Origin of the sequence: Niallia sp. FSL W8-0635 (assembly GCF_038007965.1) — a bacterium.
Taxonomy (GTDB): Bacteria; Bacillota; Bacilli; order Bacillales; family Cytobacillaceae; genus Niallia.
The window spans coordinates 3,742,310-3,759,259 of the sequence record NZ_JBBOYD010000001.1; the positions used below are offsets into that span (position 1 = coordinate 3,742,310).

Consider the following 16,950-nt stretch of genomic DNA (forward strand, 5'->3'; position numbering starts at 1 on the left):
TCACTCCTCATCCAAAATAATAATGTTATCAGGATTCAAATAAAGCTTCACATTTTGATGTGCTGTATAAGGATCCAATCCTAAAACACTAGTCTTTAAAATGGAACCATCTTTGATTTTAATTTCATAACCAGTAGTGCTTCCTACATAATCCCCAACCAATATCTCCCCTTCTATCACATTGGATCCGATTCGATCATTTGGGACAATTTCAATCATTTCTGGTTTGATGGTGAGGAGTACATCATCTCCAACCTGATGACGGCCATTTGCTTTTATTTCTAAACGAAGCTTTGTATCTGACTCAAAAATTAGGTTATTAGCATTTGCACTAACAATCTTCCCTTTGATAAAGTTAGCGTAGCCTAGGAAATTCGCAACAAAATGGTTTTTTGGCTTACCAAAAATTTCTTTAGGTGTACCAAGCTGCTGAATCTCCCCCTTAGACATTACTGCAATTTTTGTGGAAAGGGAAAGTGCTTCTTCCTGGTCATGTGTGACATAAATAGTGGTGATTGCAAGTTCATCATGAATTTTTTTAATTTGAATTCTCATATCTTTACGGAGTTTTGCATCTAGATTACTTAATGGTTCATCTAATAATAGAACCTTTGGACGAATAACTAATGCTCTTGCTAGTGCAACACGTTGCTGCTGCCCCCCACTTAACTCTTTAATAAATCTATTTTCCAGCCCATTAAGCTGAACCATTTCAACTGCTTCCTGTACTCTTCGTTTTTTTTCTTTCTTTTCTACTTTGCGCATATCTAACCCAAAGGCAATATTTTGAGAAACCGTCATATGTGGAAATAAGGCGTAGTTTTGAAATACCATTCCAATGTCTCGTCGATTCATCGCGATATGATTAATCGGATGACCATTAAATAGAATATCCCCTGAAGTTGGCTCGAGGGTTCCTAAAACCATGGACAAAATTGTCGTTTTGCCACAACCACTTGGCCCTAGGAACGTCATAAATTCGCCACTTTCAATTGTTAAATTTGCATTATTCACGGCAGTTGATTCACCAAATTGTTTTGTTAAGTTCTTGATTTCAACCTTTGTACTTGTCGTATTCTTTTCCATATTATCACTTGATGATACCGATTTGTTATTAGCCAATACAGATTGTTCCATCTCATTTCCTCCTTATCTCCCTGGTCTCTGTTAAACAAGAGACCAGGGATAATAATTACTATTTAAGTGCTTGAATTTTTTCTTCCCATAGCCCATAAAGTTCATTTGTTGGTTGTAAGTCAGGGAATAACACCCAATCATCTTCTTGTACCTTCATTGTGTCGCCTTCTTTAAACTCTGGCATAACGGATTCTACTAGAGTTTTGTATGATTCTTGGTATTCAGGCTCTAACATATCTGGTGTTGCTAGACTATTTGCAGGTAGGAATCCACGAACATATCCTTGTGCCTGGATTTCTTTAGAAGTAGCAAATTTTAAAAACTCTAATGCTGCATTTTTACGATCTTCTGGTAGATCTTTTACCATTACATAAAAATGTGAATCAATTACTTGCTTCGTATCTTCTAATTTCACTGCTTCAATATGTGGTGGGATTGTTTTTATCGCTTTATTATCCGCATACCAGAATGGAGTATGTGGTACGATATCTACAGCACCCTCATAAAGGAGATCAAAGGAATCAGATGTTTTCGTTGGATAATATTCAATCGTTTCACCAATTTCTGTTAAATAATCCCATGTTTTATCTAATGAGCTTGGGTTATTAAAATCTTCTCCCATGGCTTGAACAAGACCAAAGAAGAATCCACGAGCTGGGCCACTAGATGGAACCGCAGGATATGTAAATTTCCCTGGATTTTCTTTAATCCATTCTCTTAGTTCCTCATATGTTTTTGGTGGGTTTTTCACTGTTTTTGTGTTATACATCAAGATAGGACCACCTGAACCAGTCGTTACTGGTGCACCATAACCTTCAAATTTATCAATATACGCCTGACCAATTTCATTCCATTCCTCAGAATGTACCTCTTCTGAATAAGTAGGTAATAACTGTTCCCATAGCCCCTCCTCAATACCAAGCGGGAGACCATCTAAACCTGTTACAACTAAATCAATCGTTCCATTTTTACCTTGAGACTTTATTTTGTTAATAACTTCTTGCGGTGTACCTCGACCATATTCCACTTTGTATTTTCCATCGGTTGCTTCTTCAAACATTGGAATTACGATATCGTTATAATACTCATCTCCACCAGCTGCAGAATATATGGTAAGTGTTATCTGCCCGTCTTTGCCACCTGAACTTTTTTGAGAACCTCCGCATGCCGAAAGTAATAAACTGATTGACATGATTATTGTTAAAAAGAGCCAATTACGCTTTTTCAAAATAATACCTCCCTAAATCCTAATGTATTGTTAACGTTCGCAAACAAAAATACAGAATAGTTACTGGACAAAGTTTTATGTTAAAAAAGGTTTTTTCCCTTCTTTCTAAAACCACCTCCTTTAATTAGTAACTACATCGCTTTTCTGTAAACGGTTGCACCTCAATAGAAAAAAATACTCCACTCCCAGATTTACGTTCCTTCCCTTTCTTTATAAGGAAGTGATTATACTAGTATGGTAGTTAAAAGAATAAAAGAGTACTAGTACTCAGAAGATATAGGGACACAGCAGTTCCTCATATCTTCTGGCTTACTCCCATAACTCGGAGGAAAAGAAGTACTATTAATATATCGTTCTATTTTTTTCGTCAGCGATTCCTGATTTTCTATAGAAATACGTATTAATGCGATCACGCCATTCCTTCGCATTTTCTAATTGTAGCTGCAAACGGTCCTTCACATTTTCAAAAACCCAATCCTCTACTTTCCCCTCCATTTCATTCCATTTAGTAATAAAGGTCTCCACTTCTTCAACACCTTGAAAATGGGTATTGTAAATATGTTGGATTACTGTTTCTCCAGAATGAAGTTTATGTACGTATGGTACATGATGGAAAAATAGAAGCAGCTCATCTGGACAATCTTCTAATGAATTATATTGATCTGCATTTGGTCCAAAATATTGTCCCGCATAGCCAGTTCCTGTTTCAATTGTACGATCTACACCAATACCATCACGATCGGCAAAGTGATACGTTCCCCATTTTGAGTATTCATATCCATCAACATTTGGACCGTAATGATGATCAGGGTTTACCATCCAGCCCACACCAAGTGGTGCCGTATAATTTTCATATGTTCTCCATGATTGGAGCAAAATATATCCAACTGTTTCAGCAACCGTTGAATCATCACCAAAAGTTAAATGAATCCATTCATTCGTAATTGATTCTGTCGATAAATCAGGGTTCCAGGTTAATCTACCAAATCCATAAAGATTTGCCTGAGCTAATGTATTTCCAGTCCAATTCCTATCATTACCAATATTGGATACAGCAGCAATACCGCTATGGCTATAGTTATAGCGTGAGCCATTTACAATGGATTTAACAGTCGATCCTTCTCCATCCGCATACGTATCAAAATCTAGTACTTCTTTCCATTGTGGAACTAAATAACATACATCCTTTTGTTGACCGGTATATTCCTGTGCAATTTGAAATTCCACTACTTGATTTGTTTCTTTCATTGCACCTAATAGTGGAGAAATTGGTTCGCGTACTTGGAAATCCATTGGTCCATTTTTAATTTGCAAAATAACATTATCAAGGAACTGCCCATCAAGCGGCTTAAAATTATCGTACGCTGCTCTTGCCCTGTCAGTCTTTCTATCACGCCAATCCTGTAAGCAATTATATACAAAGCAGCGCCATACTACTTTTCCATCAAAAGGCTGTAATGCGCGCGCTAAAACATTTGCACCTTCTACATGGCCTCTGCCATATGTGAAAGGTCCAGGTCTTCCCTCGGAATCTGCTTTAACAACAAAACCTCCAAAATCAGGGATATAGCGATAGATTTCTTCCACTTTGTTTGCCCACCATTTTTCTACCTCTTTATCAAGAGGATCAGCTGTTGGAAGATTCCCCAATACGATCGGACTTGCATAATTAATACTCAGATAAGTAGTAATTGCATAAGATCTTAAAATATTTGCTACTTCCTTTACTTTTGGTAAAAACTCTTCTGTAAGTAATTTTGTTTCTACATCCCACACATTGACATTATTAATCGAAATAGCATTAACACCTACAGAAGAAAGAAGACGAGCATAATCTTTTATTCTTGTTAAATCTTTACTGAAATCGTTACCATTAAAAAAGATGGAATTCCCAGAATAACCCCTTTCAATCGAACCGTTCATGTTATCCCATTGATTCATCATTCTCAGCTGATTTTTTGGCGCTTCTAATATTTCTAAGCCAATAAGAGACTCTTCTTTTTGTAAAATTTTTAGAAAGTGAAAAGCTGCATATAATGCCCCTCTATCTGTTTTTCCAATTAAAAGTACCTGTTTATTATCTTCAGTAACTTTTAATAAATAGCCTTCCTCATTTAAATCATCAAATAATCTTGGAGAAATTCCAAATTCGTTTAAGTTAACGCTTTCATATGTACCCAAAATAATAGCATTTTCATTTGTTGTATATGGTTGAACAGCTGAAACTACATCTAACATGGATTTAAGTGCATACTGGAGTTCTTTGACAGCTGAATCAATAATTTCTGTATTTGTTGCCACCGCAATAGTAGAAGTGATGTCACTGTATTGATTTGCATTTTCGATTTTACGATACTGCAACCAACAGTGATAACTATTGGTTACGAATCGTTCATTCCCTTTATCCATCATTTTTTCCATTTGTTTAATCCTCCTATAATTAACCTATTAAGCTTGATTAAAATTCTGTGAAAAATCTATGATAAGAGCCTACTACGTTTAACTAAAATAATCAGGATACGTCTTTTTCAGTTCCTTTTTCTCAAAATTAACTAAGTTTAAATGCATTCCTATTAATTGTTCGGCATCCTTTTCTTTCTTTTCCTTAATAAACTGAAAGATAGATTTATGCTGAGAAACAAGCATATCCCATTCAAGGTTTGATTCTAATCGAAGAGCACGCAACCGATCAAAGTGGCTGTTCATTTGTCTAATCATCTTCCAAGTTCTAAGTTTATTACAACCCTCAAATAACAAGCGATGAAACTGATCATCTAATTCCAATAATTGATGGTAGGATTCATTTTTCAAGCATAATTCCTGCATGGTAATATTGGATTCTAATTTAAATAACTGCTCTTGTTCAAATATTTGGCAAGCTTCTCTCACAACCGCTTTTTCCATATTTTCTCGAATAAATCTAGCTTCTTCCACAAGATCCAAGTCAATTAAAGAAACAATCGTACCAATTTGTGGATAGATACCGAGCAAATCTTCTTGTGAAAGTTTTAAAAATGCTTCTCTTACTGGAGTGCGGCTTACATTTAACTCACTTGCTATTTCTTGCTCCGAAATCTTTTGCCCTGGTTTTAGCTCTAATTCTGTTATTCTATTTTTTAATGTTTCATAAACAAAATCCCGCGTGGAAAGGTTTTCCCTTTTTCTGATTGAAACTATTATACTCACCCTATTTCTTGGTATTCTAATTACACTAGTATGGTAGTTCGTATTTTCATTATAAAAGTTCTTAACTGGAATTTCAATCCTTTTTGTTAGATTAATTGGTTATTTTCGGATTATTTTAATTTTTTCGAATGGAGGGGAAAGCCAACATCATCAAAAAAAAACTCCCTATATAATAGGAAGTTTCTTGTTAGCTTATTTTTGTTTTTTCATATACTCGAGTACTTCTAAATCGATAAAGCCTGTTTTTTGTTCTCTTTCTTCAAAGTTCTCGGTATGAATATAGGTTGTGAGTGCTTCGGGTATTTCTGTGATTTTCTCGTTTAGATACCCCAATCTTTGTAAGTTAGTCGTTAATTCTTCTAACGTACCTCCATCAATCGGAATAACATTCTCTGGCTTTGATGGAGCGAAATATAGTTGCTGTAATTGATAGATGCGGGTTAGTTCTTTAATTGGTTCCTCGTGATCTTCTACACGCAAATCAATATAACGATCATTAAAGCCACCATAGCCTCCTCTATCCTTAACAACAAGCAGAGCTGCTGATTGCTGCCCTCTACTGTCACCACCTGCATTCTGTCCTGCCTGTAATGCTGTAAGTAAGCGTGCAGCCAGGCTTCCTTCTGTTTTTTGAAAAGATTCAGCCATTGCCTTTACTGTATTTTCATCAACTAAAATATTTCCCTGTGCTACAAAATAAGGACCAGTTACTCCTCCAGCCCAGTCATAGCATTCTTTTCCAGTATAGGTTGCAGCATTCCCCTTTGCATCAACAAAGCCAACTTGTCTTTGCTCTCTGCCTGGGTCCTTATCTAATAATGCATGCAATGCTTCTTCTGCTGATTTTCCCTCTTCCATTAAACGTAAGCCTTCTGGACCAAAGGAAGTATTTGCATAAGATTGAGTAGCAACTGCTCCCACTCCTGCTTTTGCCCAAGGTACTACTGCTCCAACGCCAAGAAATTTCGATTGGACAGCGATTCCCCATTCTTTTTCCTGTGGATCATAACCAACAATTGAGAATGTCATGGTTTACCCCCTCTTCCTCTATGCTAAGAAAATTGCCCCATACACAAGGGAACCTGCTATCACATAAGCAGGATGGACTTTTACTTTTTCTAATAAAAGTAAACTTATGATACCAATGAAAACGGTCTGAAAGATTCCGATTCCATTATAAGAATTCTGGAAAAAACTGATCGTCATCATTGCCAGTAAAACCGCAATCACTGGTCTAACTAAGTTTGTCAGTAGATTCACTTTAGGTGAATCTTTAAATTTCATTAACAAACGTAATAGGGCAATCATTAGAATTAAGGACGGGGCAACTGTTGCAAATACACCAATGAATGCGCCAATTACTCCCCCCTCTTGAAACCCTATATAGCCTGCCATTTTCGTAGCAATTGGACCTGGCAAAGCATTTCCCATTGCTAACATTTCACTAAATTCATTTTCCGTTACCCAGCCATATCGATCAACTACTTCTTTTTCCACTAAAGGAATCGAAGCAGGACCACCTCCATAGCCAAGAATTCCCGGAAGAAAAAAAGCCCAAAAGATGTGCCAATAAATCACGAAGCCTTCACCTCTTTAACTTCCTGCTTCGCCTTCTTGCTAAGAAGGGAAACGACAATGACAACGCCAATCACAATCGCAGGATGAATATTCAGAAGAACTAAAAGGATAACACTTACAACTAGTAACCCGATCGTTAGTTTTACACCAAAGCTAGTATTTACTTTCTTTAGAAAGTCTACTGTCAATACACCAAGCATTACCCCAACTACTGGGACAACTGCCTTTGTCATTCCTAGTACCCAAGGCTTATCTTTAAAGGAATTTAAAAAGGTCAGGAGAACAACCATTAATAGAATAGTAGGAACAACTGATGCGATAATGGCGTTTATCATTCCGAAGACTCCCTTTACTTGCCAGCCAATATATCCTGCCATTTTTGTAGCAATCGGACCAGGTAAAGCATTTCCTAATGCTAAAACATCGGAAAACTCATCATCTGTCATCCATTTATATTTATCCACTACTTCTTTTTTTACGAGAGGGATGGAAGATGGACCACCGCCATATCCTAATATCCCCACTCGGAAAAAAGCAAGGAATAAATGCCAATGTGTCATAAAATCAACAACCTTTCTGAAGTCTTACCAGGATGCAATTGCTCCATCTGTTCTTGATTCCGTTCCTCCAATTAATGCACCTGTTTCTTCATCTCGCCAGATGATTTGCCCTCTGCCAAAATGACCAAATTCTGTAGCCGTTTGAATTTCATGGCCGCGTCTAGCAAGTGCTTGAGCGAGATAGTTTGGAAAATGAGGCTCTACTAAAATTTTCTTTCCTTCCGTCCACTGCCATCTTGGTGCATCTAAAGCTGCTTGTGGGTTCAAATGGAAGTCTATTGTATTAGTGACAACTTGGAAATGTCCTTGTGGCTGCATATAACCACCCATTACGCCAAAAGGTCCGACTGGTTTATTATCCTTTGTAAGGAATCCAGGAATAATCGTATGATACGTTCTTTTCCCTGGTTTTAACGCATTGGGATGAGTAGGGTCAAGGGAGAAATCATGGCCACGATTTTGCAAGCCAATCCCTGTTCCTGGAATAACAATCCCAGAACCAAAGCCCATATAGTTACTTTGGATATACGAAATCATATTTCCTTCTTCATCTGCTGCTGCTAAGTAAACCGTTCCTCCCTTAGGAGGGGATAAAGGCTCTGGAGTAATCGCATGTTCACCGATTTTTTCTCTTCTTAAAGCCGCATATTCTTCACTTAATAACTCACTTACCGTATGTGGCATCTCTTTTTCTTCCGTAATGAACGCTTTCCCATCTGTAAATGCTAGCTTCATTGCTTCAATATGTTTGTGGTATGTATCGACAGAATCCTTCTCTGTTAAATCAAAGCCTTTTGCAATATTAAGTGCCATTAACGCCACTAAACCTTGGCCATTTGGCGGAATTTCCCAAACATCATAGCCTTTGTAAGAAACAGAAATTGGTTCTACCCATTCAGGATAATAACGAGCTAAATCTTCTTTATGAAGATAGCCATTATGTTCTTCCATAAACCGGGAAATTTTATCTGCTAGCTCTCCACGGTAAAAGCTTTCTGCATTTGTTTCAGCAATAGAACGCAAAGTTGCTGCATGGCCTTCAGAAGACCACATCTCCCCAATTTTTGGTGCTCTTCCATTTGGTGCAAAGGTATCAAACCAAGGCTTATATTCATCACCGTGAAAAATTTCTTTAAAACGATTATATGCAAGGTTCCAATACTTTCCTAAAGTCGGACTAATTGGATAGCCTTCTTCTGCAAGGCGAATAGCAGGTGCCAACGTTTCTTTTAATGGTAGCTTTCCAAATTTTTCGGAAAGAGCTGCCCAAGCAGATGGAACTCCTGGTACAGTAACAGGGATAACACCATGGGTTGGCATCTTCTCTAAGCCTTTCTCTTTTAACGCATCAATGGAGATAGAACTTGGTGAAGGACCACTTGCGTTTAGTCCATGAAGTTTGTCTTTCACCCATACAAGTGCAAATGCATCTCCACCGATTCCATTAGAGGTTGGTTCTACTACCGTTAATGCTGCTGCTGTTGCAATCGCTGCATCAATCGCATTGCCACCCTTTTGCAAAATTTCCAGACCTGCTTGAGCAGCTAAAGGCTGGGAAGTGGCAACCATTCCTTTTTTGGCAAAAACAGTGTTGCGCTGAGATGGATAAGGATGGTATAAGTAATCTAATTTCATATTAATTCAATTCCTTTCCGACATAATGACAGGCTACAAAATGATTCGTCTCTGCTTCTTTCCACTCCGGTTTCGATTGTTTACATAAGTCAGTTGCAATCGGACAGCGTGTATGGAATGGACAGCCAGATGGCGGGTTCGCAGGATTGGGAATCTCTCCCTGTAAGCGAATTCGTTCACCCTTCGCTCCCATTTTTGGGCGTGGAATCGAGGACAACAACGCTTTTGTGTAGGGATGAAGTGGATTTTCATATAATTTTTCAGAGGAAGCAAGTTCCACTGTATTCCCTAAATACATAACCAATACCCGATCGCAGAAATAGCGAACTACTCCTAAATCATGAGAGATAAATAGATACGTTAATTGGTATTTATCTTTTAAACCCTTCATTAATTTTAAAACCTGTGCTTGAACCGATACGTCTAATGCAGACACTGCCTCATCACAAATAATAAGGGAAGGATTAAGGGCAATCGCACGAGCAATCCCAATACGCTGACGTTGTCCACCACTAAATTCATGGGGATAGCGATCATAATGTTCTTCCTTTAAACCAACTTCTTGTAAAAGTCCTACTACCCTTTGTTTTCTTTCTTCTTTTGATAGATTCGTATGAATAACAAATGCTTCCTCTAATGCATTGCCAATTTTTTGACGAGGATTTAAGGAAGCATATGGATCCTGGAAAATCATCTGCATATCTTTTTTGATTGCTTTTCTTTCTTTATTGGAAAGCGCCTGTGTATCTTGGCTTTGGAAATACACCTTTCCATCGGTTATTTCCTCTAAACCAAGAACGGTTCTGCCGAGTGTGGATTTTCCACATCCAGATTCTCCTACTACGCCAACACTTTCGCCTTCAAAAACTTCTAAACTAACATTTTCAACGGCTTTTACATGCCCCTGAACTCGCTGCAACAATCCGCCTTTAATCGGAAAGTACTTTTTAACCCCTTCTAATTTAAGAAGGGATTGTTTCTCGATTGTCTGCATGTATTTCCACCTCCTCTTGCAACCAGCATTTTACACGATGAGCGGAATGAAGCTCATATTCATTCGGTGATGTTGCCCTACATCTATCTGTAGCAAATGGACAACGCGGATGAAAACGACATCCACTTATTTCTTCATTTAAGTTCGGCAATGAACCTGGAATTGCTTCTAGTTCAAAGGTTGGGTCATCAATATCTGGTACCGAATTTAGAAGGCCTTTTGTGTAAGGATGCTGTGGATTTGTAAATATACTCTCCACATCGCCTTCTTCCACTTTTTCTCCAGCATACATAACCATGACGCGATCAGCGATTTCAGCTACTACTCCCATATCGTGGGTAACCATTATCACACCCATGCCTAGCTCCGTCTTTAAATCATTCATTAAATCTAATATTTGCGCCTGAATCGTTACATCTAAAGCAGTGGTTGGTTCATCTGCAATTAATAATTGCGGACGACAGGATAACGCAATCGCAATCATGACACGTTGTCTCATTCCCCCACTTAATTCATGTGGGTATTGCTTCATTCTTTTTTCAGGATATGGAATTCCTACCTGTTTTAGTAATTCAATTCCTTTGGCATTTGCCTTTTGCTTTGACAGCTGCTGATGAAGCATAAGTGGCTCTCGAAGCTGATACCCTATTGTTAACACCGGATTTAACGCAGTCATCGGTTCCTGGAAAATCATCGAAATATCGCGACCTCTGATGGAACGTAATTGTTCCTTTGTGAGCTTTGATAAATCTGTTCCTTTAAAATCAATTGATGATTCTTTGCTAATATAACCATTGCTCGGAAGAAGCCCCATAAGGGAAAGGGAGGTAATACTTTTCCCACAACCGGATTCTCCGACAATGCATAATGTTTCTCCCTTATCTAAGTCAAAAGAAATTCCTCGTACAGCTGACAGTTCCCCATCAGCTGTACGAAAATTTGTCCGTAAGTCTTTTACAGATAATAGCTTCTTCTCCATATTCAATCCCTACTCTCTGTAAACTTTATATAGTGACCAAGATCCTGTTGGATCAATCTCTAAGCCTTTAACAGATTTATCATAAGCAAGTGTTACTACACCATGGTTCATGACAATCGCAGGAGCATCTTTTACAAGAAATTCATTCGCTTCTTTTAATTTCGCTGCACGAACATCTTGGTCTACATTTTCACGACTTTCTTCTACTAATTTATCAAATTCTTCATTACTATATTTCACCTTATTAGAGGACTCTACATTATCGGAATGGAAGTTTGGATATAATAGTTCGCTTCCATCAGCTGTTGAATTGGACCAGCTTAAGAAGCTCATTTCATAATCCCCAGTACGTGTAGTATCTAGATATGTTGCCCATTCCATTGATTCAATTTTGATTTTGAAGCCTGCCTCTTGTAATTGAGATTGGCTAATTTCTGCCATTTTCATATAATTCGCTCTGTTTGCTACAAGTAATGTATACTCTTTGTCACCAAAGCCATTTTTTTCTACTAATTCTTTTGATTTTTCTAAGTTATATTCGTAACCAACATCATTGCTTGCTTCATCATAACCAAATACTTTTGGCCCGATTACACTATTGCCAGCAACGCCTAAACCGTTAAGTTGTTTAACATAAGCATCTCGATTTAATGCATATGCTACTGCTTGACGAAATTCTAGGTTGTTCATTGGTTCCTTTTGCATATTAAACCCGAACCAGTAAACAGGTGTTCCTTCTTCTTTCTGAATTTCTACATTTTTAAGCCCTTCAACACGAGACAATTGTTCTGTTGGAATAGCATCAATAAACTGAACATCTCCTGCTTGTAACATCGAAATAGCTGTTGTTACTTCAGGAACTACTTTAAATGTAACTTTGTCTAGTTTTGCTTCTCCTTGCCAGTAATCAGGATATTTTTCTAATACAATAGATTCACCTGGTGTCCAGCTTACAAATTTAAATGGACCAGTCCCTACAGGATTTTTCATTAAATCACCATTTTTGTCTGCCTCTGGACTAACAATAGCAGCATTAGAATGAGAAAGTGCTGCAAGCAATGCACCGTATGCATACTTCGTTTTAATTTCTAATGTATACTCATCCTGTACATTGATTGATTCAATTGGTTCAAGCAGTGAAGCACGTGGGGCTGCAGTTGCTGGATCACGGAATTTATCAAATGTATACTTTACTGCTTCTGCATTAAAGTCTGTACCATCTTGGAACTTAATTCCTTCTTTTAACTTGATAATCCATGTTAAATCATCTGGATTTTCATAGGATTCTGCTAAAAGCGGTTCAATTTCCATTGTTTCTGAATTTCGTTTGAACAATGTTTCATACACTTGATCATTTACAGCGGCAGAAACGGAATCATTTGTTAAAATTGGGGATAGTCCTGCAACATCAGAAGTAGTCGCATACGTTAATTCCTGTGGTACATTTCCTCCATTTGAACTGGAACCTCCACTAGAGCTATTTGAACATCCTGCCGCAACAAGCAGCATTAATGCCATCATGGCAAAAACAATCTTTTTCATAAAGTAACTTCCCTTCATCTTATGTATTTATTAATGATTGACTTTCATATTCGGATCGAGCGCATCTCTTAATCCATCTCCTACAACATTAAAAGCAAATACGGTTAGCATAATGGCAATACCAGGAATAATTGTCATATGTGGCGATGACCACATATATGCCTGGCCTTGAGATATCATCGCTCCCCATTCAGGTGTTGGTGGCTGAGCACCTAATCCTAAATAACTTAGAGAAGCAGTGGATAAAATGGCTGTTGCCATCCGCATGGTTGCAAATACGATGATTGGTGCTGTACAGTTTGGCAAAATATGCTTAAACATTATGCGTAAATCGCTTGCTCCCAGTGATTTCATTGCCATCACATATTCTTGTTTTTTAACCGATAAAACGGAACCTCTGACAATCCTCGCACAAGAAGGAATGGACCAAATACTTATTGCAATTGCCACATTTACTAAACTAGTTCCAAGTACTGCAATGATAAGCATTGCAAGTAAAATACCAGGGAAAGAAAATAATAAATCTACTATTCTCATAATAATTCCATCTAATTTACGATAATAGCCTGCAAGTAATCCTAATGTAATACCGCCTACTAAGCCAAGGACAACGGCAATACTACCAACTACAAGAGAAATCCTTGCCCCATAAGCGATTCTGCTCCACATGTCACGTCCATAATTATCGGTACCGAGCCAATGCCCTTCCGTGAACATCGGTAATTCAGTTGCTTCAAGGTTTTGAGTGGCAGGATTATAGCTTGTGATTAACGGTGCCGCTATCGCTATTACTACTTGTAAAATAATGATAATCAACCCAGCGACTGCTAAACGATTTCTAATTAATTTTTTCCAAGTGTCTAATAGAAAGGAATCTTTTTTCGCTTTCTTTACAGCTGGAGATAGTTGCGGATTTGTTACGGTTTCCATTGGTTTCCTCCTTTCCTAATTGTCATAGCTAATTCTTGGATCTACAAAGACATAAATAATATCAACGATTAAGTTTACTAAAACAAAGAGAGAAGCTACCAATAATACGGAGCCTTGCACCATCGGAAAATCTCTTGATGCAATTGCATTAATCATTAATCTCCCAACACCGTTTATCGCAAAAACTTGTTCCGTAATAATCGTTCCCCCTAATAATCCTCCAAAGTTAACGCCAATTACGGTAATGACTGGAATCATCGCATTTTTCATTGCATGAACACCAATAATGGAGCTTTCTTTTACCCCTTTAGCTCTAGCTGTTCGTACATAATCAGCTTGAATCACTTCTAGCATAGAAGAACGACTCATCCGTGCAATCATGGCAGCTGACCCTGTGCCTAATGTAATAGCAGGAAGTATCAATTGCTTCATTCCTTCTATTGACCAAAACGGAGCATCCAACCCTCCAACCGGTAGCATCTGCAGGTTTACAGCGAATACGAGAATTAAGATGGAACCTAACCAAAAGTTAGGAATCGAAATACCACCTAATGAAAATACGGTACTGAATACATCTAGCCATGAATTTTGTTTAAGTGCTGAGATAATACCAGCTACTAATCCGATCACAACTGCGACAATAATACTTGCAATCGCCAAATTCAGTGTATTCGGAAATCTTAGTGCAATCGCTTCTGAAACGGACTGTTTCGTTTGATAGGAATAACCAAGATCGCCCTGTAAGACATTTTTTAAATAGTCCCAATACTGAACAAGAAAAGGCTTATTCAAACCTAGACTTTCTTGAATCGCGGCGATATCAGAATCAGTTGCGGTTGGTCCTGCTATGATTGAAGCTGGATCTCCCGGTGCCATATGCATACTAGCAAAAACTAAGAAAGATATTCCAATAAGTAATAATACAAGCTGAAATAGCCTTCTAATAATCATCGAGATCAACCGTCTCACCTTCCCCTCTTTGTAAAAATAACCAATTTCCACTTTCAAAAGTTAACTAAATCTCTTCATTTAATTAACAAACGAAAGCAAATATTTAATATTCATGATTATAAGACAGTTACAAAAAGAATTCTAGTGATTTTTCAAAAAAATTTAATTATTTTATATATTCAATATTTATGGAATTTAAGAAAACCTTTTCGATTCTCTAGTATTTTGTTTTTCGAAATAATAATATATTTTTCACATAGATGGCTACTGACAATCGAAAAAAGAATGAAATAGAAAAGGATTGAAGCTCTCACGCCTTAATATTCATACACAATTAGTTATTTTTATACATTATAATGCCGAATTTTAGGATTAATTTATAATTGATGTTTTTTTAAAATTTGAAGGAGAAAGGGAAATGCTATTTTAGAAAAATAAATTATTCCATAATTTGGAGTTGGAGATTTTTGAAAAAAATTGTAGAATTTCGTAGAGAAATAGCTAGTTTGATGATTTCATTTCCTTTTTTTGAATAATATTTGTAAACACCCCTGTCAATTTTTTCCTTTTGAACAAGTACGATATCAAACATAATTTGAAAATCGAGTAGGAGGGAGTGATTAACTCCCGACCTCTCACACCACCGTACATACGGTCCCGTATACGGCGGTTCAATAACTTAAGTATCGACGTTCATATAAATAGTTAAGGTCTTTTAGACCCCATTTAATGAGCGTCTTTATTTTAATTGCCGTATGAAGCGTTTCACAGCCCGAAATCCTCCAATAACCCTTTCGGGTATTAGCTACTTTCAAAGCCTCTTCATGTTTGATGCCTAATCTCCTTAGTTGCGCATAACGTGTTTTGACCTTTTTCCATCTTTTCCATATAATCTGTCTTAATCGATGATTCAACCATTGTGCAATATCTTTAATAAACCTCTTCATCAAGCTAATCCCATAGTAATTTATCCAACCAACAGTCGCTTGGTTAATTGCTTTGGCTATTTCCTCAAACTTACCTGGGCGATTTCGTCTGGTTAGGGATTTTAATTTAACTTTAAATCTCTTTTTGGCTGCCTGGTGCGGTCTACAACTAACACCTTTAGAAGTAGAGTGTATGCAAAAACCTAGAAATTTCAATTTTGTTGGACTTCCAATTTGGCTCTTAGTGCTGTTAACCGTCAGTTTCAAATCTTTCTCTAGAAAGTTAGAGATACTTTCTAGTACCCGTTGCCCAGCTCGATTGCTTTTAACATAAACGCAGAAGTCATCCGCAAAGCGCACAAACTTGTGTCCACGTTTCTCTAATTCCTTATCTAGTTGATTTAAGTAGACGTTACTCAATATTGGCGAAAGAACGCCGCCTTGAGGAGCACCAGAATCCGTTGATTTTGTTAGTCCATTTTCAAGGATTCCACTCTTAAGAAATTTCCAAATTAGCTTCAGGACTATATTGTCTTGTATAAATACCTTTAGGTATTCCATCAACTTCTGGTGATTTATGGTGTCGAAGTAACTCTTTAAGTCACAGTCTACAACCACTTTATATCCTTGTTCGTAATAGTTGATGGATTGCTCAATGGCTTGATGTTGGTTTCTGTTGGGTCTAAATCCATAGCTCATTTCTGAGAAATGAGGGTCGATTATCCCACCGATTACTTGATAGATTGCTTGTTGGACCATACGATCCCTTACACATGGAATGCCTAACTTACGTTTAGACCCATCTGGTTTGGGAATTTCAACACGTTTAACAGGTAAAGGTTTATAAGTGCCATCCTTCAATTTTCTTTTCAATTGTTTGTGGTATTTACTTACATGACCAAAAAGTTCATATACTGTCATCCCATCAATACCGGGTGCACCTTTATTTGCCTTGACCTTCTCACATGCTCTAAGTAGATTATTATCATCAATTATTCTGTCAATTAAGTCGATACCATCTTTTCGTCTTGCTTCTTTAAGGACAGTACTGCACACTTTTGCATACTCTTCAGTTTCCAACTTATCTCTTTGCAAATAGCCATTTTCCAATGCATTCTGTGGTCTTTGCACTGTCTTCACCTCCGCATTTCTTCAAGATTGTTATTGTTCAGCCCTTCATTCCAAAGGAACTACTATGGCTTCTGCTGACTTCTTACAATTCAGTTTGTCATCACTGACCAACTTGTTCCTGTGAGATATTCCATCTCTCTTGTCGGGAACCCTTGTAAGACCTCCCCGGGTAA

14 protein-coding genes are annotated in these 16,950 nt (G+C 37.5%); all 14 read right to left on the bottom strand.

Annotated features, from left to right (window positions below):
- Window positions 1-1,137, bottom strand: coding sequence for an ABC transporter ATP-binding protein (locus NYE52_RS18045; RefSeq protein ID WP_341194325.1), 1,137 nt, complete (start codon window positions 1,135-1,137; stop codon window positions 1-3).
- Between the two features lie 58 nt (window positions 1,138-1,195).
- A complete protein-coding gene (locus NYE52_RS18050) occupies window positions 1,196-2,365 on the bottom strand; it encodes an extracellular solute-binding protein (RefSeq protein WP_341194326.1) in 1,170 nt (389 codons plus the stop codon).
- 342 nt (window positions 2,366-2,707) lie between these two features.
- Entirely contained in the window at window positions 2,708-4,786 is a 2,079-nt protein-coding gene (locus NYE52_RS18055) for an alpha-glucuronidase family glycosyl hydrolase (RefSeq protein ID WP_341194327.1), read from the bottom strand.
- Between the two features lie 78 nt (window positions 4,787-4,864).
- Window positions 4,865-5,551 (bottom strand): GntR family transcriptional regulator, encoded by a 687-nt coding sequence (locus NYE52_RS18060; RefSeq protein ID WP_341194328.1) that lies wholly within the window; start codon window positions 5,549-5,551, stop codon window positions 4,865-4,867.
- Between the two features lie 192 nt (window positions 5,552-5,743).
- Entirely contained in the window at window positions 5,744-6,580 is an 837-nt protein-coding gene (locus NYE52_RS18065; protein ID WP_341194329.1) for a DUF1028 domain-containing protein, read from the bottom strand.
- An 18-nt stretch (window positions 6,581-6,598) separates the two neighbouring features.
- The gene (locus NYE52_RS18070; RefSeq protein WP_341194330.1) at window positions 6,599-7,129 is read right to left on the bottom strand and encodes a chromate transporter; all 531 of its coding nucleotides are present in this window, start codon (window positions 7,127-7,129) and stop codon (window positions 6,599-6,601) included.
- Window positions 7,126-7,689, bottom strand: a complete 564-nt coding sequence (locus NYE52_RS18075) for a chromate transporter (RefSeq protein WP_341194331.1) — start codon at window positions 7,687-7,689, stop codon at window positions 7,126-7,128. The genes NYE52_RS18070 and NYE52_RS18075 overlap by 4 nt, the downstream gene beginning before the upstream one ends.
- A 24-nt stretch (window positions 7,690-7,713) precedes the next feature.
- On the bottom strand, window positions 7,714-9,324 hold the full coding sequence (locus tag NYE52_RS18080) for a gamma-glutamyltransferase family protein (RefSeq protein ID WP_341194332.1): 1,611 nt from the start codon (window positions 9,322-9,324) through the stop codon (window positions 7,714-7,716).
- 1 nt (window position 9,325) lies between these two features.
- Window positions 9,326-10,318: an ABC transporter ATP-binding protein gene (locus tag NYE52_RS18085; protein ID WP_341194333.1), complete on the bottom strand. Its 993-nt coding sequence runs from the start codon at window positions 10,316-10,318 to the stop codon at window positions 9,326-9,328.
- Window positions 10,287-11,297, bottom strand: coding sequence for an ABC transporter ATP-binding protein (locus tag NYE52_RS18090; RefSeq protein ID WP_341194334.1), 1,011 nt, complete (start codon window positions 11,295-11,297; stop codon window positions 10,287-10,289). Before NYE52_RS18090 ends, NYE52_RS18085 begins: the two co-directional genes overlap by 32 nt.
- A gap of 9 nt (window positions 11,298-11,306) precedes the next feature.
- Entirely contained in the window at window positions 11,307-12,839 is a 1,533-nt protein-coding gene (locus NYE52_RS18095; RefSeq protein WP_341194335.1) for a glutathione ABC transporter substrate-binding protein, read from the bottom strand.
- A 30-nt stretch (window positions 12,840-12,869) separates the two neighbouring features.
- Window positions 12,870-13,769: an ABC transporter permease gene (locus tag NYE52_RS18100; RefSeq protein WP_341194336.1), complete on the bottom strand. Its 900-nt coding sequence runs from the start codon at window positions 13,767-13,769 to the stop codon at window positions 12,870-12,872.
- A 15-nt stretch (window positions 13,770-13,784) separates the two neighbouring features.
- Window positions 13,785-14,729 carry a nickel ABC transporter permease gene (gene nikB / locus NYE52_RS18105; RefSeq protein WP_341195224.1) on the bottom strand — a complete coding sequence of 315 codons (945 nt, stop codon included), beginning with the start codon at window positions 14,727-14,729 and terminating at the stop codon, window positions 13,785-13,787.
- Between the two features lie 662 nt (window positions 14,730-15,391).
- Window positions 15,392-16,660, bottom strand: a complete 1,269-nt coding sequence (gene ltrA, locus NYE52_RS18110) for a group II intron reverse transcriptase/maturase (RefSeq protein WP_341195225.1) — start codon at window positions 16,658-16,660, stop codon at window positions 15,392-15,394.
- Window positions 16,661-16,950: the final 290 nt, after the last annotated feature.

What these genes read in the sequence shown, in the direction of transcription:
- NYE52_RS18075 (WP_341194331.1), bottom strand. Translation starts at nt 7,689, where the DNA reads ATGACACATTGGCATTTATTCCTTGCTTTTTTCCGAGTGGGGATATTA.
- NYE52_RS18065 (WP_341194329.1), bottom strand. Translation starts at nt 6,580, where the DNA reads ATGACATTCTCAATTGTTGGTTATGATCCACAGGAAAAAGAATGGGGA.
- NYE52_RS18080 (WP_341194332.1), bottom strand. Translation starts at nt 9,324, where the DNA reads ATGAAATTAGATTACTTATACCATCCTTATCCATCTCAGCGCAACACT.
- NYE52_RS18095 (WP_341194335.1), bottom strand. Translation starts at nt 12,839, where the DNA reads ATGAAAAAGATTGTTTTTGCCATGATGGCATTAATGCTGCTTGTTGCG.
- NYE52_RS18085 (WP_341194333.1), bottom strand. Translation starts at nt 10,318, where the DNA reads ATGCAGACAATCGAGAAACAATCCCTTCTTAAATTAGAAGGGGTTAAA.
- NYE52_RS18045 (WP_341194325.1), bottom strand. Translation starts at nt 1,137, where the DNA reads ATGGAACAATCTGTATTGGCTAATAACAAATCGGTATCATCAAGTGAT.
- NYE52_RS18055 (WP_341194327.1), bottom strand. Translation starts at nt 4,786, where the DNA reads ATGGAAAAAATGATGGATAAAGGGAATGAACGATTCGTAACCAATAGT.
- NYE52_RS18100 (WP_341194336.1), bottom strand. Translation starts at nt 13,769, where the DNA reads ATGGAAACCGTAACAAATCCGCAACTATCTCCAGCTGTAAAGAAAGCG.
- NYE52_RS18090 (WP_341194334.1), bottom strand. Translation starts at nt 11,297, where the DNA reads ATGGAGAAGAAGCTATTATCTGTAAAAGACTTACGGACAAATTTTCGT.